Annotated in this window: 24 protein-coding genes; 13 read left to right on the forward strand and 11 right to left on the reverse strand. The window is 60.6% G+C overall.

Features of this window, described 5'->3' with window-relative positions; all coding sequences use genetic code 11:
• Nucleotides 1-6 precede the first annotated feature (6 nt).
• Nucleotides 7-978 carry a hypothetical protein gene (locus DBY20_01685; GenBank protein ID PWL79957.1) on the reverse strand — a complete coding sequence of 324 codons (972 nt, stop codon included), beginning with the start codon at nucleotides 976-978 and terminating at the stop codon, nucleotides 7-9.
• A gap of 109 nt (nucleotides 979-1087) precedes the next feature.
• Here DBY20_01685 and DBY20_01690 point away from each other — a divergent pair, with 109 nt between their 5' ends.
• The 5 genes from DBY20_01690 (at nucleotide 1088) to DBY20_01710 (ending at nucleotide 4526) form a co-directional block, all read left to right on the forward strand.
• Complete coding sequence (locus DBY20_01690; GenBank protein PWL79958.1) at nucleotides 1088-1546, forward strand: XRE family transcriptional regulator; 459 nt, start codon at nucleotides 1088-1090, stop codon at nucleotides 1544-1546.
• A 34-nt stretch (nucleotides 1547-1580) separates the two neighbouring features.
• Nucleotides 1581-2420, forward strand: a complete 840-nt coding sequence (locus tag DBY20_01695) for an alpha/beta hydrolase (protein PWL79959.1) — start codon at nucleotides 1581-1583, stop codon at nucleotides 2418-2420.
• Between the two features lie 142 nt (nucleotides 2421-2562).
• Nucleotides 2563-2934 (forward strand): GntR family transcriptional regulator, encoded by a 372-nt coding sequence (locus DBY20_01700; GenBank protein ID PWL79960.1) that lies wholly within the window; start codon nucleotides 2563-2565, stop codon nucleotides 2932-2934.
• An 18-nt stretch (nucleotides 2935-2952) separates the two neighbouring features.
• Nucleotides 2953-3837: an ABC transporter gene (locus DBY20_01705; GenBank protein ID PWL79961.1), complete on the forward strand. Its 885-nt coding sequence runs from the start codon at nucleotides 2953-2955 to the stop codon at nucleotides 3835-3837.
• Nucleotides 3834-4526, forward strand: coding sequence for a hypothetical protein (locus tag DBY20_01710; GenBank protein PWL79962.1), 693 nt, complete (start codon nucleotides 3834-3836; stop codon nucleotides 4524-4526). The genes DBY20_01705 and DBY20_01710 overlap by 4 nt, the downstream gene beginning before the upstream one ends.
• A 182-nt stretch (nucleotides 4527-4708) precedes the next feature.
• Here DBY20_01710 and DBY20_01715 read toward each other — a convergent pair whose 3' ends face one another.
• Nucleotides 4709-5944, reverse strand: a complete 1236-nt coding sequence (locus tag DBY20_01715) for a chloride channel protein (GenBank protein PWL80007.1) — start codon at nucleotides 5942-5944, stop codon at nucleotides 4709-4711.
• A 132-nt stretch (nucleotides 5945-6076) separates the two neighbouring features.
• Here DBY20_01715 and DBY20_01720 point away from each other — a divergent pair, with 132 nt between their 5' ends.
• Entirely contained in the window at nucleotides 6077-6850 is a 774-nt protein-coding gene (locus tag DBY20_01720) for a hypothetical protein (GenBank protein ID PWL79963.1), read from the forward strand.
• A 41-nt stretch (nucleotides 6851-6891) separates the two neighbouring features.
• Here the strand turns inward: DBY20_01720 and brnQ are convergent, their stop codons facing one another.
• From brnQ to DBY20_01735, 3 genes are read right to left on the reverse strand one after another with little or no spacing between them, the layout of a single operon-like run.
• Nucleotides 6892-8181 carry a branched-chain amino acid transport system II carrier protein gene (gene brnQ / locus DBY20_01725; protein PWL79964.1) on the reverse strand — a complete coding sequence of 430 codons (1290 nt, stop codon included), beginning with the start codon at nucleotides 8179-8181 and terminating at the stop codon, nucleotides 6892-6894.
• Between the two features lie 45 nt (nucleotides 8182-8226).
• Nucleotides 8227-9261 (reverse strand): hypothetical protein, encoded by a 1035-nt coding sequence (locus DBY20_01730; protein ID PWL79965.1) that lies wholly within the window; start codon nucleotides 9259-9261, stop codon nucleotides 8227-8229.
• 5 nt (nucleotides 9262-9266) lie between these two features.
• Entirely contained in the window at nucleotides 9267-9923 is a 657-nt protein-coding gene (locus DBY20_01735; GenBank protein PWL80008.1) for a hypothetical protein, read from the reverse strand.
• 360 nt (nucleotides 9924-10283) lie between these two features.
• On the opposite strand from DBY20_01735, the gene DBY20_01740 reads away from it, so the two are divergent.
• The 4 genes from DBY20_01740 (at nucleotide 10284) to DBY20_01755 (ending at nucleotide 11877) form a co-directional block, all read left to right on the forward strand.
• The gene (locus DBY20_01740; GenBank protein ID PWL79966.1) at nucleotides 10284-10703 is read left to right on the forward strand and encodes a hypothetical protein; all 420 of its coding nucleotides are present in this window, start codon (nucleotides 10284-10286) and stop codon (nucleotides 10701-10703) included.
• Nucleotides 10704-10781: 78 nt separating this feature from the next.
• Entirely contained in the window at nucleotides 10782-10967 is a 186-nt protein-coding gene (locus DBY20_01745) for a hypothetical protein (protein PWL79967.1), read from the forward strand.
• Nucleotides 10968-11200: 233 nt separating this feature from the next.
• The gene (locus DBY20_01750; GenBank protein PWL79968.1) at nucleotides 11201-11398 is read left to right on the forward strand and encodes a hypothetical protein; all 198 of its coding nucleotides are present in this window, start codon (nucleotides 11201-11203) and stop codon (nucleotides 11396-11398) included.
• 20 nt (nucleotides 11399-11418) lie between these two features.
• A complete protein-coding gene (locus DBY20_01755; GenBank protein PWL79969.1) occupies nucleotides 11419-11877 on the forward strand; it encodes a HicB family protein in 459 nt (152 codons plus the stop codon).
• A gap of 91 nt (nucleotides 11878-11968) precedes the next feature.
• Here the strand turns inward: DBY20_01755 and DBY20_01760 are convergent, their stop codons facing one another.
• The gene (locus tag DBY20_01760; GenBank protein PWL79970.1) at nucleotides 11969-12421 is read right to left on the reverse strand and encodes a GNAT family N-acetyltransferase; all 453 of its coding nucleotides are present in this window, start codon (nucleotides 12419-12421) and stop codon (nucleotides 11969-11971) included.
• Nucleotides 12422-12524: 103 nt separating this feature from the next.
• The gene (locus DBY20_01765; GenBank protein PWL79971.1) at nucleotides 12525-12725 is read right to left on the reverse strand and encodes a hypothetical protein; all 201 of its coding nucleotides are present in this window, start codon (nucleotides 12723-12725) and stop codon (nucleotides 12525-12527) included.
• 143 nt (nucleotides 12726-12868) lie between these two features.
• On the opposite strand from DBY20_01765, the gene DBY20_01770 reads away from it, so the two are divergent.
• Both DBY20_01770 and DBY20_01775 read left to right on the forward strand, forming a co-directional pair.
• Nucleotides 12869-13186 (forward strand): hypothetical protein, encoded by a 318-nt coding sequence (locus tag DBY20_01770; GenBank protein ID PWL79972.1) that lies wholly within the window; start codon nucleotides 12869-12871, stop codon nucleotides 13184-13186.
• A gap of 47 nt (nucleotides 13187-13233) precedes the next feature.
• Entirely contained in the window at nucleotides 13234-14214 is a 981-nt protein-coding gene (locus DBY20_01775) for an EamA family transporter (GenBank protein ID PWL79973.1), read from the forward strand.
• A 368-nt stretch (nucleotides 14215-14582) separates the two neighbouring features.
• Here the strand turns inward: DBY20_01775 and DBY20_01780 are convergent, their stop codons facing one another.
• Nucleotides 14583-16268: an alanine glycine permease gene (locus tag DBY20_01780; protein PWL79974.1), complete on the reverse strand. Its 1686-nt coding sequence runs from the start codon at nucleotides 16266-16268 to the stop codon at nucleotides 14583-14585.
• Between the two features lie 286 nt (nucleotides 16269-16554).
• Here DBY20_01780 and DBY20_01785 point away from each other — a divergent pair, with 286 nt between their 5' ends.
• Nucleotides 16555-17346, forward strand: a complete 792-nt coding sequence (locus DBY20_01785; protein ID PWL80009.1) for a hydrolase — start codon at nucleotides 16555-16557, stop codon at nucleotides 17344-17346.
• A gap of 294 nt (nucleotides 17347-17640) precedes the next feature.
• Here DBY20_01785 and DBY20_01790 read toward each other — a convergent pair whose 3' ends face one another.
• The 3 genes from DBY20_01790 to DBY20_01800 are packed head-to-tail and all read right to left on the reverse strand — an operon-like array spanning nucleotide 17641 to nucleotide 22068.
• Complete coding sequence (locus DBY20_01790) at nucleotides 17641-18048, reverse strand: nitrous oxide-stimulated promoter family protein (protein ID PWL79975.1); 408 nt, start codon at nucleotides 18046-18048, stop codon at nucleotides 17641-17643.
• A 17-nt stretch (nucleotides 18049-18065) separates the two neighbouring features.
• Nucleotides 18066-21542 (reverse strand): thiol reductant ABC exporter subunit CydC, encoded by a 3477-nt coding sequence (cydC, locus tag DBY20_01795; GenBank protein PWL79976.1) that lies wholly within the window; start codon nucleotides 21540-21542, stop codon nucleotides 18066-18068.
• A 37-nt stretch (nucleotides 21543-21579) separates the two neighbouring features.
• On the reverse strand, nucleotides 21580-22068 hold the full coding sequence (locus DBY20_01800; GenBank protein ID PWL79977.1) for a DUF454 domain-containing protein: 489 nt from the start codon (nucleotides 22066-22068) through the stop codon (nucleotides 21580-21582).
• Nucleotides 22069-22308: the final 240 nt, after the last annotated feature.

The following is a 22308-nucleotide window of genomic DNA, read 5'->3' on the forward strand; positions in this document are numbered from 1 at the left end:
CCCGTCCTATGCCGTATCTTTGCCCTTCAGGGTAATGACGAGGACGGATGCGACGATGACGACTGCGCCGACGAGCTGGATGACGGATAGTGTCTCGCCTAGGATGAGCCATGCCAGGAAGAGCGATGCGGGGGTTTCGATCAAGCTGAGTATCGCCGCCTTGGTGGAGCCGATGTACTTGATCGCGACGATGTAGAGGACAATCGGCAGGATCGTGGCAATGATGGCAAAGCCGGACGCGATGCCAAAGCGGTACAGGTCAAATCCCATGAAGGCGCCGGGGACCTCTGGGGCAAACAGAACGAGCGATGCCACCAGGCAGACCGTCGACATCGTGAACGTCGAGGTAAACGAGCTCTCCTCGGAGCTTGTGACGTGGATTATCACGGAATAGCCCGCGAACGAAAGGCAGGCGAGGACCGAGAAAAGCACCCCAAGGGGCTCCATGAACACGGCATGCGGCTCGAGTATTCCGGATATGAGGATGATGCCGATGATGGAAAGCGCCAATGCCATCACCACGCGCCAGGTCATCTTTTCCTTGAAGACTATCGTGTTGAGCAGGGCGACCACGGCGGGAAACGTATAGAAGATGCACGTCACGAGACCGGCATTCATATGCTGCACCGCAAGGAGATAAATCCATGCCGAAAGGAAGAAGAATGCCGACTGGATGTATGTCTCCTTATGACGGCTGAACAATCGGTGCTTGCGCCATATCAGCAGCAGGGCACCGAGATAAACTACGGTGAACCCCATGCGCAGTATCATCGCCTGGCTGGAATCGAGACCCGTGGCATACAACAGCTTGCCGAAGATGCCCATGGTCGAGTATAAAATCGCCTGGATGATGGCGGTCGAATATCCTATGAGATTGGCTGAGGCTTTGCTGCCCATCGATAGCCCCCATTGCGAGAAAGCGTGACTTCGGTCAATTGTATACGACAAGCCATTCTCGCCGAATGGATTTCTCGGCATCGCCTGCGAGAGACCCCTTTGTGCATGAGCGCAACAGATGGTTGCTTGAGCTGCGCGCTGCCGTGGCGGACAATCATGGCCAGTCGAGAATCAATCGGAAGGCAATGTCATGGCAATGAATGATACTATCAAGAAGCTCCGCAAAGAGATGGGGCTTACGCAGGAAGAGATGGCGCGTAGGCTTTACGTAACGAGGCAGGCGGTCTCGCGTTGGGAGACTGGTGAGACGCAGCCGGGTATCGACATGGTGAAGCTCATCTGCGCCACGTTCAACGTACCGCTCGAGCGCTTTTTCGAGATGCCCATGGATTACTATTGCCAGAGCTGCAGCATGCCCATTCCAGATGCGGAACTGCATGGAACGAATGCGGATGGTTCCGAGAACGCGGACTATTGCAAGTGGTGCTTCAGCGACGGCGGTTTCACTGCCAAGGGGGTTACCATGGACGAGTTCATCGAGGCGACGGCGGACATGGAGGCCGAGGCGATCGGCTGCTCGCGCGAGGAGGCCGTCTCGCTCATGGCCACGTTACTTCCGCATCTGAAGCGCTGGCGTGAGGTCGAGTAAAACGAGGCCATCAAGTTGGAATACGGAGACAGACATGCCCAATGCCCCGGAGCATAAGACTTACCAGGCCGAAGACGGCATCATCCACTACTGGACGAGCGGGGGCTCTGATCCTACGGGACGGACCCTCGTCTTCTTGCCGGGGCTGACGGCCGATCATCGCCTGTTCGATAGGCAGATGGAGTACTTTGCGGGCAAACCGGGCATGCGCTGTCTTGTCTGGGATGGCCCCTCGCACGGGCTGTCGCGGCCCTTTCCGCTTACCTGGAGCCTCGATGACCTTGCGCGCGTGCTTGACGGCCTGCTCGAGCAGGAGGGAGTCGAGCATCCCGTTCTCGTCGGACAGTCGCTTGGCGGCTATGTCGCGCAAGCGTATATGGATTTGTTTCCCGGCAAGGCGGCGGGATTCGTTTCCATTGACTCCGCGCCGCTTCAGCGCGAATACATCACGGCCGTCGAGCTCTTCTTGCTCAAGCACACGCACGCGATGTATGCCTCCATTCCGTGGAATGCACTCAAGCGCTTTGGTGCGCAGGTCGCCACGTCTGGTTACGGCATGCAGCTCATGCGCACGATGATGGACGACTACGAGAAGCCAGAATACGTCGATTTGACGGCGCACGGCTTTCGCGCGCTGGCCGAGGCGATCGAGGCGAGCCGTCCGTACGTGATCGATTGCCCGGCGCTGTTGATATGCGGCGAGAAGGACAAGGCGGGCTCAGCCATGCGCTATAACCGCGCATGGACGAAACGCACGGGGCTGCCGCTCGAGTGGATTGCGGGTGCCGGGCACAACGCCAACACCGATGCTCCCGATGAGGTCAACGGACTCATCGAGGAGTTCGTAGAGTCGCTGCACGCTCCGTCTGTCTGATGATCCCTCTATCCTATCTCCCTTGACGGCTGTGTATAGGTGTGTATATACTGTCTATATTGCATATGCACACCGTCTCGTGAGGGGACGCCTTCGCGGGGCGACACGGTAGCTGCTGCAGGGCTGCCGGAAAAGAGGACCATTGGAAATAGTCATTTCAAATTCGGGCTCGGTTCCGATTTACGAGCAGATAGAAGCGCAGATCAAGGACGCGATTCTGTCCGGAGAGCTTACGCCGGGGGAGCTTCTTCCGAGCATACGTTCTCTAGCCAACGACTTGCGCGTCAGCGTAATCACGACCAAGCGGGCCTATGCCGATCTCGAGGAGCTCGGTTTTGTGGTCACGGTCCAGGGTAAGGGCACGTTCATCGCTGCCGGTAACCAGGACTTGCTGCGCGAGGAGCGCGTGCGGCATGTGGAAGAGTCGCTCGAACGTGCGATAGCGGATGCGCGTCCGCTCGGGCTCACGTCTAGCGATTTGCACGAGATGCTCGATCTGCTTCTTGAGGACTAGCCCGGCAAGGAGACACGAATGGACGCATTGATACAGGCAAACGGCCTGGGGAAGCGCTACGACGACTTCCACCTTAAAGGCATAGACATACGCGTTGAGGCCGGTACCGTCGTGGGCCTCATCGGCTCGAACGGGGCTGGAAAGACCACCACGATCAAGATGCTGCTCGGCATCCTGCGGCCCGACGAGGGCGACGTGCGGGTGCTTGGCTGCCCTGTCGGGAGCGGCTCCGCGCCAGAAGGGGAGCTCAAGCAACGCGTCGGCGTCGTCTTGGATACCTGCGCGTTTCCCGACACATCGAAGGTGAAGGATGTGGAGACGCTTGGCCGCTTCGCCTACCGCAATTGGGACGCGCATCGGTTCGCCGCGCTCTGCGAGCGCTTCGGGCTTGCTTCCAAGAAAAACGTGAAGGAGCTGTCGCGCGGCATGGGCATGAAACTCATGCTGGCGTTCGCGCTCTCGCACGATCCGGAGCTGCTCATTCTCGACGAGGCTACCGCCGGCCTCGACCCGATGGCCCGCGACGAGGTGCTCGATATCCTGCGCGAATTCATGGCCGCGGAGGGTCATGCCATCCTGCTCTCGACGCATATCACGAGCGATCTTGAGAAGATCGCCGACGAAATCGTGTGCATTGACGGCGGCAAGCTCGTCTTCGACGTTCCCAAGGACGAAATCTGCGATGTGGCCGGTGTCGCACATTGCAGGAAACGCGACCTCGAGCTGATAGGGGAGAGCACATGGGCCGATGATGGGCGCGTGCGAAAGCTCAAGAGCGGCATGACGTACGACGTGCTCGTACCCGACCGCTTCGCCTTTGCGAAGGCGTTTTCCGATATCGCGCTCGACAGCGCCAGCATCGATGATTACATGACGCTCACCTTGAAAGGAGAGCAGCTATGAAAGCCATGATTTTCTCCGACCTCATCACTTCCAAGAACGTTGCGGTGCAGCTATTGCTCGTGTCTGTCGTTATCTGCGGATTTCTCGCATGGGGCACAAACGAGACCATCGTTGGCACGGCTGCCATGGCAACGATGACGCCCATGATGTATCTCTTCTCGATTTTCGCATACGACGAGATGAACGGGTGGGAACGCTTCCGTCTGACGCTGCCTATCACCAAGCGGCAGGTCGCCTACGGGCGCTATATCAGCATGCTCATCATCGCGGTCATCTCGCTGCTTGCGGCCTGGATCGTCTCGTTCGTCTTTCTCGCAATCGTCCAGGTGTGCGGCGGCCTCGGCATGGGTACGGAGCTCGTGAATCCTGATGCCTTCATCGCAATTCTCGATTGCGGTTTTGCCGGCTTCATCTTCACCATCGTGCTCGCCTCGCTCACCTTGCCGCTTCTGATGCGCTTTGGCATGAACAAAGCAACGCGCCTCTTGCCGCTCCTCGTTGTCGTCACGATCGTGCTTGCGAGCGTTGCGATCGGTAACATGTCCGGCGCAATCGATTTGACGGCCATACGCACGTTCCTGAACGAGAACACGGGCCTTATCGCGGCAGGCACCTGCGTCGTGGCGGCTATCTTGTACGTCGCAAGCGCATTCATCGCCGCGCGCCTTTACCAGGTTCGCGAGCTGTAGGGTGCTTGCTGACATTCTTCGCATTTCGCTGCGCATTTTTTGCGAGAGGCTAGGATTCATCGCCCGGTGTTCCTAGACTTTCTGCATTTTTGCGCACACAGGGGCCAGGAACCCTAGACTCTCCGCGTTTTTGCGCGCGCAGGGCCGGGGAAACCCTAGACTTGGGCGACTTTTGCGCGGGTCTATTCCCGCGTCGCCATCCAGGCGCTCGGCACGGGAACGATTGACCCGATGGCCGCCGCGACGAGCAACACGGGCGCGCCGGCGATGGGGAAGACCAGGAACAGCAGCACCATCGTCATGATGGGCTGGCGCATGACGGCGCCGACGAGTGCCCCGGTCACGGCGCAGAGCGCGAACACCGGGTCGATGCCCGTGAGGGCTGCCATGCCGTACCCGATTGCGATGCCCGCGAAGATGATGGGGAAGAAATGGCCGCCACGCCAGCCCATGTTCAGGCAAAGCTGCGTTGCGAACACCTTGACGAAGCCCGTTGCGATAAGGAGCCCCGCGCCTATCGTCGTCCAGGTAAGGGACAATTCTTCGGTCTGGGCTTCGCCTGCGAACAGCACGAAAGGCAGCGCGACGCCGAGCGCCCCGAGAACGAGACCGGCAAGTGCGGGCTTCACGATTAGGTGGTTTCCCATGAGTGCGGAGAGCTTGCGTGCGAGTGCTCCGAACGGGAAGTAGAGCCAGCCCGCCACTGCGCCGATGGCGATGAGAGGTAGCGCCCAGAGCAGCTCGAGCGGACCGAGCGCGATATCGCTGAAGTGGGGGAGACCACCGCTGCGTCCGAAGATGGACCCGAGCAGCGCCATCATCCCCATTGCCCCTGCGGCTGCCAGCACGTAGACGACGACCTTGACCGGTTTGGATACGTCGAGTCTGATCTCGCTTACCGGGCGGTTCCCGTTGGACTCATCGGCCGATCCGAAAACGGGCACGGCAAGGCCAAAGAGCGGTGTGGAGAAGATTGCCGATATCGCGGCGGCACAGCCTGCTTCGGCGAGCTCGCGCATCTCGGCACCCATGAAGCGCAGACGGTCGCCCACCCAGGTGCAAAGCCCGGCGATAACGCCGGTCAAACCCGCCTCGGGACCTATCGAGCCGCCAAACAGCAGCGGAAGAAGCGCGCCGAAAAACGATGCGCCCAGATGCTTGTACTCGTACCGTCCCTCGCTCTTGACCTGGGCCATTACGGTATTCATGTCATCGGGGTGGGGCCCAAACTTCTTTGCGAACAATCCGATGCACAGGCCGCCAAGCGCGCAAAAGACGATGGGGTAGAGAACGGCCGGCAATCCGGCTGCCGCAAGTGAGGTGGGAACGACGTCCCAGAGCAGATGGATGCCTGCGTTCATGAGGAAGAAGAACGCCCAAACGAAGGCACCGGCAAAGGCGCCAAAGGCAATCGTCATCACGATGAACAAAGCTCTTCTCACGGTCTATTGGCTTCCTCATGCTCGGCTTACGTGGTTTCGCACGTGGTAATTATGACCGTCTGACCTGCGAATGAGAAGTGGCGAGGGACTGTGATATAGAATGTGCCCATGAGGACTCGTATCACGAAATACCAGCGTATCTCCCGGCCACGCTGTCTCTTCGCGCTCACTCTCGTCCTTGCGCTCGGTCTCTTGGCCGCCTGCACGCAGGACCTGCCTCTCGGGAGCATCTTGTCGCAAGACCGCGCTGCGGACGCTCCTGCCAGCGAGGCTGCGACCAGCTCCGTCGTCGATCTCGGCTCGATTCCTCCCAACGACGGCAAGGGTTATGTCGAGCTCAACGGCGGCAAGCCCACGTTCACCGATGCCGACAAGGTCCTCCCGTACGGCTACGAATCGTATGCGCCGCTCGACAGCCTCGGCAGATGCGGGGCGGCCATGGCGCTCGTCGGCGTCGAGACCATCCCGGAACCAGGTAGCAAGCGCCAGAACATCAGCAAGATTCATCCAAGTGGCTGGGAGCAGGCGCGTTACGACTTCATCCCTGGCGAGGCCCTATACAATCGCAGTCATCTGATCGCGCGCGAGCTCACGGCCGAGGAAGCCAATCCCAACAATCTCATCACGGGCACGCAGTACATGAACCAGTCGAACATGCGTCCCTTCGAGGATGCCGTGCGCAACTTCATCGACTTGACCGGCTACCATGTGCTCTTCCGGGCAACGCCCATCTTCCAGGGAGACGAGCTCGTGGCCCGCGGTGTCCAACTCGAGGCGTGGTCGCTCGAGGACGAGGGGGACGGCATATGCCTCAACGTCTACTGCTACAACGAGCAGCCGGGCGTGACCATCGATTACGCGACGGGCGCTTCCTGGCTATAGGTCTTATGGCGCCTGGAGGCCGCAAATAGCCACGGGTCGGGTTACGCGCGTTTGCCCATCACCCATCCGATGGCTCCCCCTACGATGGCAAACGCGATCCATCCGAGCCCCATCGAGTAGAGCGGTAACCAGTCGAGAGGCACCACGACGGGCGCGCCCGTGCCGTACAGCTCGAGGGCCACGCCCGCTAGAAACGCACCGATAGCCGCACCTTGATAGACATGGCGGCAGGCGATGTGCTTGTGGAAGAGCAGTAGCACGACCACGGCGATGAACGGCGGGTAGACGATGCCCAGCACCGGGTCGGCAAGCTGGATGATGTTGTCAAGCCCGATATCGCAGATGAGGACGCCGATAATGCAGTCGATGAGGAGCAAGACGTTGTAGGAGACTCTTCTCTTGAAGAGCACGCAGAAGAAGTCCGCGGCCGAGCTCACGAGTGCGACAGCGGTTGTCACGCATGCCAGCAGCACGACGACGCTGAGGAGAACCATACCCGTGTCGCCGAGCAGCGCATTCACGACTGCCACGAGCAAATCGGCCTGCGACATGTTGCTCCCGAGCGTCAGCGACGTGGCGCCCAGGTACGTCAGGCCACCATAGACGATGGCGAGCATGACCACGGCGCATACGCTCGCGCGTGCCAGCAGGGACAGCCTGTCGCGCTCCTTAGAATGGCTCTTCACGACGGCGGAGTCGAGGATGATGATTGAGAATGCCGCTGCACCCAGGACGTCCATCGTCTGGTATCCCGCCCGGACGCCCTCTTGAAACACCGTGCTCGTGAGGGGAGCTTCGATAGGCCCGATCGGGTGAACGATTCCCACGACAATCAGCACGAGGATACCAAGCACCAGGGTGGGCGTGAAGAACTTGCCGATGATGTCGACAACGCGCGATTTGCGACAGGCGAGGAGATAGACGATGGCGAAGAAGACGATGGAAAACGGGACGAGCCATGCGGATGCCGCGTTGCCGAGATAGGGGGCGACCGAAAGCTCGAAGGTCGTCGCCGCCGTGCGGGGCATGGCGAAGACAACGCACAGGCACAGGATTGCCGCCGTGCCCAAGATGGTGCCGCCTACCTTGCCGAGCACCTTGTCGAAGGCATCGCGTGGGCCACCCACCGCGTTCATCACGAAGACGCCGAGGCACGATAGTACCGCATCGACGAGCAGAAAGCCGACGAAGCCCCATGCCCACAGGTCGCCGCTTTCCTGACCGAGCGTTGGCGGAAAGATGAGATTGCCTGCTCCGAAGAACATCGCGAACAGGGCGAACCCGACGATGACCGAGTCCTTTGCCAAAGATATGTTACCGTGCGCCTTCATGTGAGCATTGTAGCGCGATGAGGAGGAAGATGGGCTTGGCGTACTCTAGCGCAGGGTGCGCAGGTAGTTCTTCATCTCGTTGCTGATGCGTCGGCTCTCGATGGCCTTCTGGATTGCCTTGCGGCGTGTCCATTCGTCAAGCAACGCCTCATCACCTTGCTGCTCGAGATACGGAAGTGCGGACGTTTCCTGCTTTGCAAGTGCCTCGGCAAAGTACCAGGCACGCATCATGTCAACGTAATAGATATCGTCTTCGCTGGCGGGGTTTTCGGCGGTATTGGGCATGCGTGTGCGTGCGACCAAATCGAGGAAGCGCTCGTCGAATAGTTCGTCGAGATAGAGGCGCATGAGCACGCCCATGGCAAAGCGAATCGTGTAGCAGTGTCTTGATGCGAGCCAGCGTTCGATGTGCTCGAGCGTCTCGTCGGGACGTTTGGCAAGCACCTTGACCGGCAGCTGGTCGCAGGTCGCCCAATTGTCTACGAAGGGCAGGAAGCGTTCGTAAAGCGCCAGGGCCGTGTCGTAGTCCCTCTCCAACCCGATGGCAAAGGCATGCACCTGGTTCTCGTCGAACAGGCGATGGGGAAGCGTTTTGAGGAACGCGTCAACGTCATCGCGCTTCACGAGCTCCTTGGCGATCGTACGCAGGGCGGGAGTCCTGACGCCGGCGATGGTCTTCTTGTCCACGGTGGGCACGAGGCGTGCATGGAAGTCGCGATAGTCCAGGTCAACGTTGCGTGCCAGGCTGCGGCATACGAACTCGCCGGCCGTGTCCTCGCCAAAGCCGGGAAGCTCGACGCATAGCACGTCTTCCAACGGCGTATTCGCCGCCTTGGCGAGCAGCACGTCCTTGTTCGCACGGTCGAGCTGCTTGAAGCGTGCCTCCGCGCTCATGGCGCGCTCCTTCGAGTAGAAGCGTGCCTGCGCGACGAGCCGCACGGGTGCATGGGCCTTCGTGTACTTGGCGCCGGTTCCCGCCTGATGCGCGGCTACGCGGGCGTCGACATCGGTGGTATAGCCCGTGTAGAGGCTACCGTCTCCACACTCCAGGACATACATGTAATGCTCGAACGGGGTCATGGGCGTTACTGTGCGAAGAGCCAGCCGAGCACTTCGGGGTCACGTGCCATGCGGGGACTGCCGCCGCCATGCTGCTCGTCCGGGTCCCAGAAGTACGACGCCGGCTTCACGTCGAGCACGACCAGACGGTCGATCTCCTCCTCGCCGAGCCCCTGTGCCTCGTAGAGGGCACGCAGTTCATCGACGACCCTTTGCGCGGCCTCGACGCTGTAGAACTCGTCGTTGTCGCCCAGCGAGATGCGCAGTGGTACCCGCGCGGTGGCCAGGGCCTCGACATCACCATCCCATTGCGAGGCGAGATGTAGGGCGGCGCGGTAGAGTTGCGGCTTGGTATCCATGACGAGCGACAAGGTCTCGCCGCCGTAGGAGTAGCCCTCGAGGTAAACGCGCTCGGGATCGATGTCATAGGCGAGCAGCAGGTATTCGGTCAACTCGACGATCTGGTTGGCCGAGGTCTGTGTCCAGTCATTGGGCTGCGGTGCGACGATGATCATGTTGGGGTCGTAGCCTTGCGCGGTAAACGCGAACTCCTCCACCTGCAGGTTTGCGCCAGCGCCCTGATAGTAGAGGCCTGGCTCGGCGGGAAGCGTCACGAAGAGCGATACGGGCCGCGTGACGTCATAGCTCTCGGGGACGAGGAGACTGAAGTGGATGTCGCCCAGATTGCCCGCATGGAGCACGTTATCGACGAGGAAGCCACGATCGGCGTAAGTTCCGGGTGTGACCTCGTACGATGCGAGGAGCTGCACGCGCGCCTCCTCGGTGGCGGCGGCTGCCTTGTCGAGGGTGGATGCGCGGACGTCCTGCGCCGTGGCCGTGGAGCCGTACGGCGTGGCGGTATAAGTGCCTATGAAGAGCAGCGCGCCCACGAGGAGCGTCAGGACTGCGACGGGCATGCGCACGGGAACGTCCTTTCCAATTTACGGTCATCCATTGTATATGGCACCGGGTTATCCAACCTTGCAAAATCGTTAGGCAAGCGTAAGCGGGTTCGATGGTGGCTGTTATCTGCCGTTTTTAGGATGGATACATGGTCTTGGGTTGCGGATTCGTTTGCGAGGAGGCAAAAGGTGGGTAAGAGGGTAGCCGTTATCGCGGCCGTGGTACTGGTTGCCGCGGTCGCCGTCGTTGGCTTTCGCTGGGGACTCATCCCCGGGATGGCGAGCGGAACGTATTACACGCAGGTCGACAACACGCAGGTTCGGGAGCAGGAGTCGGATGGCGGCGTCATCGACTTCACGGGTGGCATGCCGCTGCTTTACACGCTGCCTTCCTATGACGAGAACGGAAGCGTGCAGGATTTGAGCTTTGGCACGGAACGCCAGCTTCGGGAAGGTGCGTACCTGCGACTCAACGTCCTTCCCGTCCGCGGTGTCACGGAGTGGCGCGAGGTGCACTACGAGGAGCTTCCGTCCGCGGTCCAGGCAAGAATGCGGCGGTAAGAACGCAGCGTCGTGCGGTTCGCGTCCCCTCATCGCGTATCATGTACGAAGCATATACGCGCGACGAGAGGGGCTGTCATGGAACGAACCGAAAGCGTCATCGAGTCTCCCGCGAGCATCCAGACGCGCCTGCGGCAGCCAGGGCCACTCCTCAACGAGCGTGGTGAGCTCGCGTGCGCGGGCTATGCGACGCGCCCGCTTTTGTCCTACGAGCGCGCGGCAATCGGCGCTCCTCCCTGGCGCATCAAGGAATGGTCGGAATAATTTGCAGCTGTCCCATAACTGGGGCGGGTTATTTCATTTCTTAGGCGTGGATTAAAACTTAAATTAGCAGTGGGCAACGGTTGCCCACCAGGTTGTCCCTCGGCAAGTCCCTAGCCTGATGTCGCAACGTTCAAAAACGACGCAGACTAGGGACTTAATTATAAATCGTTTATGTTTTCATCATTTCATAATTCTAAATGGTTTATAATAAAAGCCTGAAAGGGGGATGGTGCATGCCAAAGGAGTCGAGAGACACACGCAAGGTGATAGCACGGCTCCTAAGGGAAGGGTGGATCATGCGACAAGGCAAGGGCGATCATATGAATTTCCACAAGCCCGGATGCCCTGATCTCATCACCATCGATACCGGCGAGAAGCAGATAAAGAAGCCGATTTACAATAGGATCAAGAAGATTGTCGGCTGGGATTAGTCGTCTGGTAGGAGGAGCTCATGGGAAAGTACGTATATGCGGCCATCGTCAGACCCGATGTGGATGATGGCGGTTTTTGGGCTGAGGTTCCAGATCTTCCGGGTTGCTTCGGACAGGGCGAAGATTACATCGGGGCGATCGAGAACGTCTTGGATGGCATCGAGACACACCTCGTGGCGCTCGCGGAGAGCGGCAAACCCATTCCCAAGGCCACGGTCATCAGTGCCGATGATGGCGATGTGGTTTATGTTTACGCTAAAACCGATGGCCTCAAGCTTGGCGTACCGACGATTTCCGCCGCCGAGGCGGCCAGGCGGCTCGGTGTCACGAAGGGCCGCGTATCCCAGCTCATCTCCGAAGGCCGGCTCGTTGCCGAGCGATCGGCTGCGGGCACTCAGGTCACCGTCGACAGCGTCGAGGCGTATGCTGCCGGCAATCGCTCACCGGGCCGTCCCAAGAAGTCCGCTGCGATGGCGTAGGAGCCGAACACCTCTTCGTCCTAAGTCTCCCAGAAGGCCTGCTTGACGCCCAACATGTCGAGGTCACCCATGCACGTGGGGGCATTGTTCGCTAGAGACGCACCTTCAGACGCATGTGCAGGATGGGGAAGGGCTCGCCCTGTTCGTCGGTTTCCGAACGCCCAATGACCTCGAAGCCCTTGTGCTCGTAGAAGCCGCGGGCCTGGGCGTTTTGCTCGTTCACGTCCACGTGCGTGACGCCCAGTTCGCGTATCGCGAGGTCCAGCAGCATCGCTCCCACGCCTTTGCCGCGATGCGCGGGATCGATGAAGAGCATCTCGAGCTTTCCGCCATCTACACCGGCAAAGCCTCGCGCCCGTCCGTCGTCATCGCACGCCGTCACAAGAGAGGGAACCGTTCGTATCGCCTCCGGCACGTATTGTGCGATGCGCTCGATGTCCTGTGCGCCCAGGAAGTCAAGCGTTGCTTCGACGGATGCGCGCCATACGCCCGCCAGCTCGTCTACGAGCGCATCGGTGCGGTCATGTGGCATCGTAATCTGCATCGGACGTGCCTTTCTCGGTGTGATCTCGCCGCATCTTAGCATTGCGCTTGGCCTCGGCAGGAGGCTATGCGATACCGTGCATTGAGGTGCATTTTGTCGCTGGCTACAGCAGCCCGTGCTCACGGTGCATGTCCAACATGGCCGACAACGTCATCTTGCGGGCGAAGAGCTGCTTGTAGGTGACGGTCTTGAACTTGCCGGCGGCCTTGAGCTCATCAAGACGTGCGATCACCTCGTCGAACTCCCGCACGATGTCGTCGCGCATCTCCCGGTATTTCTCAAGCGCTTCGTCAGTCATGGTCATCCGTCTCCCGCTCGTCGTCCTGTCTGTAGCATACTGCATCGCGATTCTGACATTCGGGAAAGATGACATGCCAGATTCCATCGCCCCATCCTTCATTCTTGGACTAGAATATATACATCAGCATACAAACGAAGGAGGCCATCATGGCTGACAAGGAACTTCTACATAAGATCGTGGAGATGCAGGAACGTGTCATCGCGCAGATGGATTCGCTGAAGGACCAGGACCTCGTCACGAACGACCTCAGGAAGGCCGCCGACAAGGCTCAGGAATGGGCACGCGCGGTCATGAAGGAGGAGGGCAACGACAAGTCCTACCGCGAGTGGCCGCCCAAGCAGTTCGCCCACGAACTCAAGAAGCACATCAACGCGTTCGGAAACCACGAGGGCACGCAACTCGTGCGCGAGTACGAGCAGCTCGTCGGAAAGCTGCCCTACGACGCCGATCACGAGCATGTCTAGGCTACATCCCGTCATTGCGCTAGGCTTGTCGTGGCATTGACGGTGCCATGCGTCGAGCGCGAGGTGACGAGAGGTTGACTGACGGCAAACGTAGGTTCTGGATTGGCGTGGCCATCACGCTGCTCGGCGGCGCCCTGTGGGGCGTGTCGGGCACGAGCGTGCAGTACCTCACGACGACGGGAGGGGCGAGCCCCGCGCTCGTCACGTTTCTGCGCACCTTGCTCGGCGGCGGGCTCTTCTTCGTCTTCCTGCTCCTGACCAAGCGTCATGTCGTCAAGACGATGTTTTCATGTCGGCGCACCGTTGGCGCCCTTTTCGCCTTTGGATTCGCGCTCTACGCCAACCAGCTCTGCTACGCGCAGACCGTGCAGATCACCAACGCGGGGACCGCGACGGTGCTTCAGATGCTGGCCAGCGCGTTCGTCATGCTCTACGTGTGTGTGACCCTGCGCAGGGCACCGCGTATCAGGGAGGCGATTGGTCTGCTCCTCGCGCTGTTGGCGGCCCTCTTCATCGCCACACAGGGCGATATTCGCACGCTCAACGTCCCGGCCGGCGGGCTCGTCTGGGGGTTGCTCACGGCTCTTTCGACGGCCGTCTACATCATCGTCCCCAAACGCTGTGGCCTCTTCGAGCGATACGGGAGCATGCCGGTGGTGGGGACGGGCATGCTGCTCGGTGCGCTATTTGCCCTGCCGGTCTATCTGATCCAGGGAAACACGCTTGCCGACGCTGCGACTGTGCTGACGGCCTTCGGGGGCTTCGAGTGGCTCGTCTTTCTGGGTGGTCTCGTCGTGGTCGGCACCATCTGCGGATATGGCCTCTACTTGCACGGTGTCGCGATCGTGGGCTCGGTCAAGGGGTCGCTTCTGGGCGCCATCGAGCCCGTGAGTGCCACGGTGCTGGCGGCGTTGTGGCTGGGAACCGCGTTTACCGGCTACGATTTGGCGGGTCTGGTGCTCATGTGCGTCATGGTCGCGTTCGTCACCTCCGACGAAGACGATGCTTCCTCCGATGATGGTGGATGATGTTTCAGCAACGCCAGCGTGCGTTCGAAAAGCAGGCGCGCGACGGAAATCGGTAATCAGGCATTTTTGCCCTCGTATGTAAAGAATTTGCGAAAGTGCGAGGCTTCCAAATTACGCCTGCACGTTTTTTTCGATAGTGTGAGACGTTCGCGCGATTCGAGTACGCACTATCGAAAAAAACCTACATGAATCCAGGGTCATGTACACATAATCGAAAATTCTTTGCGTCTTTTGTCATCGAGCTACACACTTTCGAAAAAACGTTCCTATTTGCAATATCCAAACGCAATCGCAGAGGCCCGCATACGCAAGGATGCCGGCCACGTTTTCGCGACCGGCATCCCGTCTAATCGTATGTCTCGCGACGTTTACTCGTCCTTGCCGTCGTCTTGCATGCGACCCACGTAATCGCCGCGCTCCTCGAGGATCTCGAGCGTCGCGGCATCTTCCTCGGCACGAAGCGCACTCTCGGCATCGCGCTCGGCTTCGGCCCAGGCCTTCTCCTCGGCATGCTCGGCGCGCACGTCAGTTGCCTTCTTGTCATGCTTGGCGTTGGCAATCGCAAGAACCGAGCCGGTCAGCGCAAACAATGCGATGGCGTTGGGAAGCACCATCAGCTGGTTGAACATGTCCTGCAACTCCCAGACCAGGTCGATCTTGAGCACCGCGCCCAGGAACACGAAGAACGTGCAGATGCAGGCGAACACGAGGATCGTCTTCTTGCCAAAGAGGTATTCCCAGTTGAGCTTCGCAAAGAGGTTCCACGACAGGATCGTCGAGAACGCGAAGAACAGCAGGCATATGGCGACGAAGATGTTGCCGCCGTTGGTGGTGAAGAACTGGCTGAACGCAACCTGGGCCATGTTGCCGTTGTCCAGGCCAACGGCCGCGGCCAGGGCGGCGGGGTCGTTCATATCGTCATCGGTAAGGACTGTATCGCCCTTCGCGTTGACGAGCGCTCCGTCCGAAATCACCATGCCCTCGCCGATAGCGTCGCCTTCGGCCTGCACGAACTCGACAACGGTGTCGTACTTGCCGGCGTCCTCGTAGGCCTTGGCCAGCGCGCCATCGCCCACGTAGAGGGTGGAGATGACGACGAGCGCTGTCATGGTGACGACCACGAGCGTGTCGATGAAGACGCCGATCATGGCGACGACACCCTGCTCGTGCGGGTCACGTACCTCGGCGAGCGCATGCGCGTGCGGGGTGGAGCCCATGCCGGCCTCGTTGGAGAACAGGCCGCGCTTGGCGCCATAGGTGATGGCAGCGACGATGCCGAAGAACGCACCGCCGATGCCGGCTTGCGGGCTGAAGGCGCACTGGAAGATGAGCGCGAAGGCACCGGGGATGTTCTGCCAGTTCATGACGAGCACCACGATCGAGCCCACCACGTAGAGCACGGCCATGACGGGCACCATCTTCTCGGTGATGGAAGCCAGGCGGTGTATGTTGCCGATGAACACGAATCCTGCGAGCACGGCGATAATGATGCCTATCATCCAGGGTTCGATGGAGAATGCCGTGTTCATGGTTGCGGCGATGGAGTTCGACTGCACCATGGGGCCGATGAAGCCCAGGGCGATGATGACGGCCACGGCAAAGAAACCGGCAAGTGCCTTGCCACCCTTGCCCTTGAACGCGGTGGTGATGTAGTAGGCGGGACCACCGTGAACCGACCCGTCGGCGTCGACCACGCGGGTCTTCTGCGCCATGACGGCCTCGGCATAATTGGTCGCCATGCCCAAAAGGGCGATAAGCCACATCCAGAAGATGGCACCCGGGCCACCTACCAGAATGGCACCGCAAGCGCCGACGATGTTACCGGTGCCGACCTGTGCGGCAATGGCCGTGGCCAGGGCCTGGAACGACGTCATGCCGCCGCCCTGCTTGCCGCCACGTAGCGAGAAGTCGCCGAAGATGCGGCGCCAGCCCTCGCCAAAGCAGCGGAATTGCACGAACTTCGTGCGAATGGTGAACCAAAGGCCCATCGCGATGAGCAGGGTGAGTAGAACGTAATTAGACAGATACGAGTTGATCGTCGTGACGATCCCCAATAGTGCTTCTTCCACGGATGTTCCCTTCCTTGACAACGGCTACCCATTATCAGAGAAGCGGAGGAAAAGTGGTTCAATTTCGAGTTATTTAACGTGACCGTGACAAACGGGTAGGCGATTTGCCACGCTGCTGCGATGGAGTAGCGAACGATCTCATTGCCAAATGTGACGATATTCTCACATTCCCATACACGTATTGTGTTTGACGTGGCGACACCATAGACTTGCTTAGCAATTGGATCATACGGAGGGATACGCCATGACCGAAAGCGATGAAGTAGCAAGCATGACCGTCACCCCGCGAGTTCTACGCACGCCCGAGCTCACGGGCAACCTGCGCGCCCACAGCGTGCGCCTTCCCGAGGCCGCGCAGGAGGCAAGCGGCATACGCGTGCTCGGGCGCACCATCCGATCGATCGTCTACACGACCGACATCGCGATCATCCGCAACTGCGATGCCGATGCGGTCTTCGCCGTGTATCCCTTCACACCGCAGCAGATCATCTCCAAGGCCATCATGGAGGCCTCCGCGATTCCCGTGTTCGCCGGGGTCGGGGGAGGGACGACGGCCGGTCCGCGCTCGGCTGCGCTTGCGCAGGATGCCGAGGCCGACGGCGCGTATGGCGTCGTGCTCAACGCGCCGGCGAGCTATACCACGCTCGAGATGGTGAGCCGCGTCATCGATATCCCGGTGATCGTGACGGTCGTCGATGCCGATAGGGACGTGGTCGCCAATCGAATCGCCGCCGGTGCCTCCATCCTCAACGTCGCCGCTGGCGCCGCGACGGCCCAGGTGGTCGCCGATATCCGGGAGGAGTTTCCCGACGTGCCCCTCATCGCCACGGGCGGGTCGAGCGAAGAGAGTATCCGCGCGACGGTCGAGGCGGGCGCGAACGCGGTCATCTGCACGCCCCCGACCAACAAGGAGCTGTTCTCGGGAATGATGAAACGCTACCGGGAGTCCTCGGACATCCACGCGACTACGCCATCGAATGCCCGCGGCTTGTCGGACGCGAGCCTACGCGAAATCGAGGCGCGTCTGCGTGAGATTCGCGACGCCGGCTTCCTCGATCGCTAACTGGCGCGGACCAGGTGGTGCCACATCGGCGAAAGTTGTCGTTTGTGGCACGTTTTGGGCCTGGTGCTGGCGAGTATTGACGATTGGGGCGCGTGTGATTGCCCCAATCGCGCCTTTTCGTCACGTTTTGCCGAATATGATCGTTTGGGGCGCATTCGATGTACCACAAACGAACATCTCGGTCAGCTTACTCCATGTAACGTGCCACAAACGCACATAGCCGGCATGTCCCAAATCGCGCATGGGCTGGCCGGGGCAGACGGGTCTCGTAGGACGCTCGCAGACCGCAAGCACCTATGTGCCGCTTGCCTTGCGCGTTCCCAGCTTGCCGACCAGGTGCCGGACGGCTGAGATGGGGTGCTTCTTCAGCATACGCGGTCCCGCGTAACGCATCACCTGACGAATCCGCTCGCGCATGGCAGGGGCGTAGCAGTGGTTGGAGCACACCTCGCAGCTCACCTTCTCGCCCATGCGACGGCACCGCTGCGTCCTTAGGCACGCGTAGTCATCGAGGGCCTTGCATGCGGGGCAGACGGGCTCGCCGCAGATGGCTCGCTCGCTGCGCTCGTCCTTTGGGTGGTTGCCCGCGCAGTAGATTGCCACCATCTGAGACACGGTTTTCGTCTCCCGCTCGCGCTTGCGCCGGATGGTGGCGCTTTCGCTTTGCGCTTGAGTCGGAGTGCGCCTGGTGGTGTCGTTCATAACGGAATCGGCTTGTCTCACGACTGTCGTCCTTTCGTCTGCACGGCATAGGCTTTGTCGGCGATGGATGCCGCCGAGGGGCGGTGGCTCACCAGCACGACGGTTCTGCCATCCCTGTTTTCCGAGAGACTGCGGAGTATGACCGTTTCATTTAGGCTGTCAAGGTTGCTCGTGGGCTCGTCGAGCAGGATGAGGGGAGCATCATGGAGCAGCACCCGTGCCAGGCCAAGCCGCTGCCGCTCGCCACCGGATAAGCTGTTTCCGATGGCACCGATAGGCGTATCGAGTCCATCGGGTAGTCGGTCGACGAAGTTTGCCAGGGAAACCTTCTCCAGGACTTCGTGAAGCTCGTCGTCTGTGGCCTGCGGTTTGGCCATGAGGAGGTTATCACGGATCGTGCCGTCAAACAGGAACGTCTCCTGGGTCATGAAGCCTTCAATACCCCTCAAGGATGTCGTGTTGACATGGCGAACGTTACGGTCCGAGACTCGCACCTGGCCGCTGTCCGCATCCCAGAAACGCATGAGCAGCTTCAGCAGCGTTGACTTTCCGGCGCCGCTTTTACCCTCGATGCGAACGATGCTGCCTGGTTCGATTGTCAGGTTCACGTCGTCGAGTATGGGGGTGTCACCGTAGGAGAAATCCACGGATCGCAGCTCGGCTCCCGTGAAGCCATCGACGTCCTTTCCGTCGCGCACCTCTTCGGTGACCGGCTCCTCGGCCAGCAAGTCCAGTACGCGGCTGCCGCAGGCCAGCGTCTGCTGCAGGGTGGTTCCCAGGTTTGCCACCGCGATGACGGGGCCGAAGGAGGACATGAGCGCGGCAACGGCGAGCAGGGCGGGCCCGAAGGCGAGCTGGCCGGTCGCCACCAAGAACGCCGCCAGGGCGAGCATGGCCAGGTCGAAGACCATGACGAGGGTTCCCGTGAGTGCCATGGAGCAGGCGGTCCGCCGTTTGAGGGAGTCCTCGGCCTCCATCAGGGCATGCGTTCGTTTCTCGAGCTCGCGGCGGCGCTCCCGGGATTGCCCGAACTGGAGGATTTCGGGGAGGCCGCGCAGGCTGTCCAGGACGAAGGTGTTCATAGCACCGATGTGACGGCGCACGCTGTCGCCGAGCGTTCCGGCCGAGCGCGAGGAAAGCCAGGGGACGGCCACTCCCATCACCAGGTAGGCGCAGGCGGCGAGTACGGCAAGGATGGGGGATTGGGAGGCGATGAACACGGTCATTCCCGTTGACACGATGAGCGCGATGGCCGCCGGTGAGATCGTATGGGCGAAGAACACCTCGAGGAGCTCGACGTCGGACGTCATGAGCGAGACGAGGTTGCCCTTGTCACGTCCCTCGAGCCTGGCCGGAGCCAGCTTGCGCATCACGGCGAACAGGCGGTCGCGTACGAGGGCGAGGACGCGAAACGCGAGATAATGGTTGCAGAGCTGCTCGCCATAACGCAAAGGCCCGCGGACGATGCCGCATATCGCCACCGCCATGGCTGCCGCCATCCAGTCCATTTCGGCGCCCTGGCCGACCAGGTCGAGCAAGCTGTAGCTCGCGAACACGGTCAGGAAGATGGCTGCGCCAAATCCGAGGACTCCCAGCACGATGGCCATGGCGAGGACCGGCAGCAGGGGAGTGACGAGCCTCAGCAGCCGGGCCATGACGCTCAGGTGCGAGCGATGGGTGCCGCCGATGGCATCGGGAACGGTCGTGGCGGGCTCGCCCCCCTCGTCTTCCTCGTCGATGACGGCGATTTCTCCGGTATCCGTGGCGGGTGCCTGCGCGAACGACTCGAGCCGGGACTGCTCGTCCCAAAGTCGCCCGTAGGCACCTCCCGCAGCGCTCAGCTCGTCATGGGTACCGGACTCGACGACGCGTCCATCGGCAAGGACGTAGATACGCCCGGCGTTCCTCAGCGCCGCGAGGCGGTGGGTGATCATGATTACGGTCTTGGTATCTGCGAGTTGCCTCACCAGCTCGATGATGGCCGCCTCGCTCTCGGCGTCAATGTTGGAAGTCGCCTCGTCCAGGATGTACACCGGCGTGTCGTGCAGGAGCGCTCGTGCCATCGCCAACCGTTGACGTTGGCCACCGGAGAGGTTCGTCCCTTCGGCGGCCACCGGGGCCTGCAGGCCACCTGTGCGACGCACGAGTCCCTCGAGGCGACAGCGGTGCAGGACGTCCCAGAGCTCTTCGTCCGTGGCATCGGGTTTTGCCAGGCGCAGGTTTGATGCCACGGTGCCTTCGAACAGGTAGCTCGCAAACGGAACGTATGTGATCGTCTCGCGCAGCGATGTACGGGATATGTCGCGCAGGGGGATGCCGCCGATGCTGACGTTGCCCGCGTAGCGGTCAAGTGACCTGGAGAGTATGCCGGCCAAGGTGGACTTGCCGGAGCCGCTTTCGCCGGTTATGCCGACGAAGGAGCCCTGGGGGATGGTGATGTCGACATCGCTTAGCACGTTACGGTCGCCATCGTAGGAGTACGAGATGTCGTGGCATTCGATCTGCACGTTGCCGTGGTCAACCGTGCGCTCTCCGCTAGGAGGGGTCGGCGTGTCAAGGATTTTGAACATCCTGTCGGCTGCCGCCATCCCGCTCATGGCCGTATGGAAAAACGAGCCCAGGGCGCGCATGGGCAAGAAGAACTCGGCCGACAGGAAGGTGATGGCAAAGACCGCTCCGAACGAGGCGTTGCCTTGCGAGAGCTGCACGAGGGCCATGATGATTCCCGCGGCCGCGCCGCAGAAGGCGAAGAGATCCATCACGGTGATGGAGTTGAGCTGCATGACGAGCAGGCGCATGGTGGCCTGCCTGAAGCTCTCGGCCTCCCGGTTCATGGCCTCATGACGGCGCTGGTCGGCTTGGAAGATTTTGAGGGTGGTGAGTCCCTGGATGCTTTCCAGGAAGAAGGATCCCAAATCGGTGTAGGAGCCCCAGTAGTTGCCCATGACGCGTTTGGCGATCCTTTGCACCGCGACGATGGATAGGGGGATGAGGGGCACGCAAACCAGGAGGGTGATTGCCGTGGGCAGCGAGAGCGGAGCGAGACATGCGAAGAGCGTGAGCGGCGCCACCACCGCGTAGAAGAGCTGGGGAAGGTAGGAACCGAAGTAGGTCTCCAGATGTTCGACGCCCTCCACGCTCACCTGCAGGGCCTCGCTCGGCGTGGTGCTTTCGCGATAGGACGGCCCCAGGTCCACAAGCTTGGCGTATATCGCCTGGCGGATGGTGCTCTTGGCCGCGTTGGCCGCCCTCTGGCCCATGCGTTGTGTCCCCATCTGGCAAAAGAAGCGTACAGCCAGCGTGAGCAGGGCGACGACGAGCAGGATCGCGACGTGCGAGGCCTGCAGGGTATTCTCGAGGAGTCCCTGCAGGAAAAGGCCGATGAGGATGAACAACACGATATTTGCGACGAGTGCTATCCATTGCAGGGCCACGTCGGCGCCGATGTAGCGACGTGCGTTGGTGACCATGGTAATGAGTCGTTTGTTGAACACGGATTCTCCTACCTGACGGATGCCCGATCTTTGATCGTTAGTCCTCCTGCAGCGCTTGCTGCCGCTGCAGCACGTTTGCCTGGGGCCTGTCCGTCTTCACGATGAAGCCGAAGTAGACGATGTGGCCGATGAAGATGATGGCCACGACGATGCGCCCGATGGGTACCGACCCCATGAGCGCGAAGGACACGGCGAGGAGGAGCGTGATGGGGGCGAGGAGCTTGAGTTTGGCCACGATGGTCATGGACTTGCGCGTCAGCAGGCCCTCGAACACCGATTTGTAGAGTTTGGTCGACTGGAACCACGCGTTGAGCTTGCGTGAGCTGCGAGCAAAGCAGAAGGCCGCCAAGAGGATGAACGGCGTGGTGGGGATGAGGGGAAGTATGGCACCCAGGACGCCAAGCCCAAAACTGATAAGACCACCTGCACCCCAGAGCCACGAGGCGAGGGTTCGCCTGCGCGTGGGGCTTGCGTCGCCAGACGCATCGTTAACGGGGGATAGCAAACGCGTGAAGTTGTGTTCCATGAGTCCACCTTATCTATGAGTTAGCTGAAATTAACTATAAGTTAGCAGAATCTTACTTAAAAATGCAAACATCTGTAACTGGGATGTTTCTAAGAATATGGTTACTCTATGCGAGCTCGTGACCTGCAGAATGCGGAGAGGGTGAGTCTCGAAGCATCTCTTCTCGCGTTAACATCATCGAAATCTCCCGTGGCTACAATGCGGGTGCATGGCGGGATGCCCTCGTCGGGACGGGCATTC

The sequence above is a fragment of the Coriobacteriia bacterium genome, assembly GCA_003149935.1.
GTDB lineage: Bacteria > Actinomycetota > Coriobacteriia > Coriobacteriales > QAMH01 > QAMH01.

Excerpts from the sequence above, each read along its gene's own strand:
- DBY20_01685 (PWL79957.1), bottom strand. The coding sequence starts at position 978 with ATGCCGAGAAATCCATTCGGCGAGAATGGCTTGTCGTATACAATTGAC.
- DBY20_01690 (PWL79958.1), top strand. The coding sequence starts at position 1,088 with ATGGCAATGAATGATACTATCAAGAAGCTCCGCAAAGAGATGGGGCTT.
- DBY20_01695 (PWL79959.1), top strand. The coding sequence starts at position 1,581 with ATGCCCAATGCCCCGGAGCATAAGACTTACCAGGCCGAAGACGGCATC.
- DBY20_01705 (PWL79961.1), top strand. The coding sequence starts at position 2,953 with ATGGACGCATTGATACAGGCAAACGGCCTGGGGAAGCGCTACGACGAC.
- DBY20_01710 (PWL79962.1), top strand. The coding sequence starts at position 3,834 with ATGAAAGCCATGATTTTCTCCGACCTCATCACTTCCAAGAACGTTGCG.
- DBY20_01715 (PWL80007.1), bottom strand. The coding sequence starts at position 5,944 with ATGACGATTGCCTTTGGCGCCTTTGCCGGTGCCTTCGTTTGGGCGTTC.
- DBY20_01720 (PWL79963.1), top strand. The coding sequence starts at position 6,077 with ATGAGGACTCGTATCACGAAATACCAGCGTATCTCCCGGCCACGCTGT.
- brnQ (PWL79964.1), bottom strand. The coding sequence starts at position 8,181 with ATGAAGGCGCACGGTAACATATCTTTGGCAAAGGACTCGGTCATCGTC.
- DBY20_01730 (PWL79965.1), bottom strand. The coding sequence starts at position 9,261 with ATGACCCCGTTCGAGCATTACATGTATGTCCTGGAGTGTGGAGACGGT.
- DBY20_01740 (PWL79966.1), top strand. The coding sequence starts at position 10,284 with ATGGATACATGGTCTTGGGTTGCGGATTCGTTTGCGAGGAGGCAAAAG.
- DBY20_01745 (PWL79967.1), top strand. The coding sequence starts at position 10,782 with ATGGAACGAACCGAAAGCGTCATCGAGTCTCCCGCGAGCATCCAGACG.
- DBY20_01750 (PWL79968.1), top strand. The coding sequence starts at position 11,201 with ATGCCAAAGGAGTCGAGAGACACACGCAAGGTGATAGCACGGCTCCTA.
- DBY20_01755 (PWL79969.1), top strand. The coding sequence starts at position 11,419 with ATGGGAAAGTACGTATATGCGGCCATCGTCAGACCCGATGTGGATGAT.
- DBY20_01760 (PWL79970.1), bottom strand. The coding sequence starts at position 12,421 with ATGCAGATTACGATGCCACATGACCGCACCGATGCGCTCGTAGACGAG.
- DBY20_01765 (PWL79971.1), bottom strand. The coding sequence starts at position 12,725 with ATGACCATGACTGACGAAGCGCTTGAGAAATACCGGGAGATGCGCGAC.
- DBY20_01770 (PWL79972.1), top strand. The coding sequence starts at position 12,869 with ATGGCTGACAAGGAACTTCTACATAAGATCGTGGAGATGCAGGAACGT.
- DBY20_01775 (PWL79973.1), top strand. The coding sequence starts at position 13,234 with ATGCGTCGAGCGCGAGGTGACGAGAGGTTGACTGACGGCAAACGTAGG.
- DBY20_01785 (PWL80009.1), top strand. The coding sequence starts at position 16,555 with ATGACCGTCACCCCGCGAGTTCTACGCACGCCCGAGCTCACGGGCAAC.
- DBY20_01790 (PWL79975.1), bottom strand. The coding sequence starts at position 18,048 with ATGAACGACACCACCAGGCGCACTCCGACTCAAGCGCAAAGCGAAAGC.
- DBY20_01800 (PWL79977.1), bottom strand. The coding sequence starts at position 22,068 with ATGGAACACAACTTCACGCGTTTGCTATCCCCCGTTAACGATGCGTCT.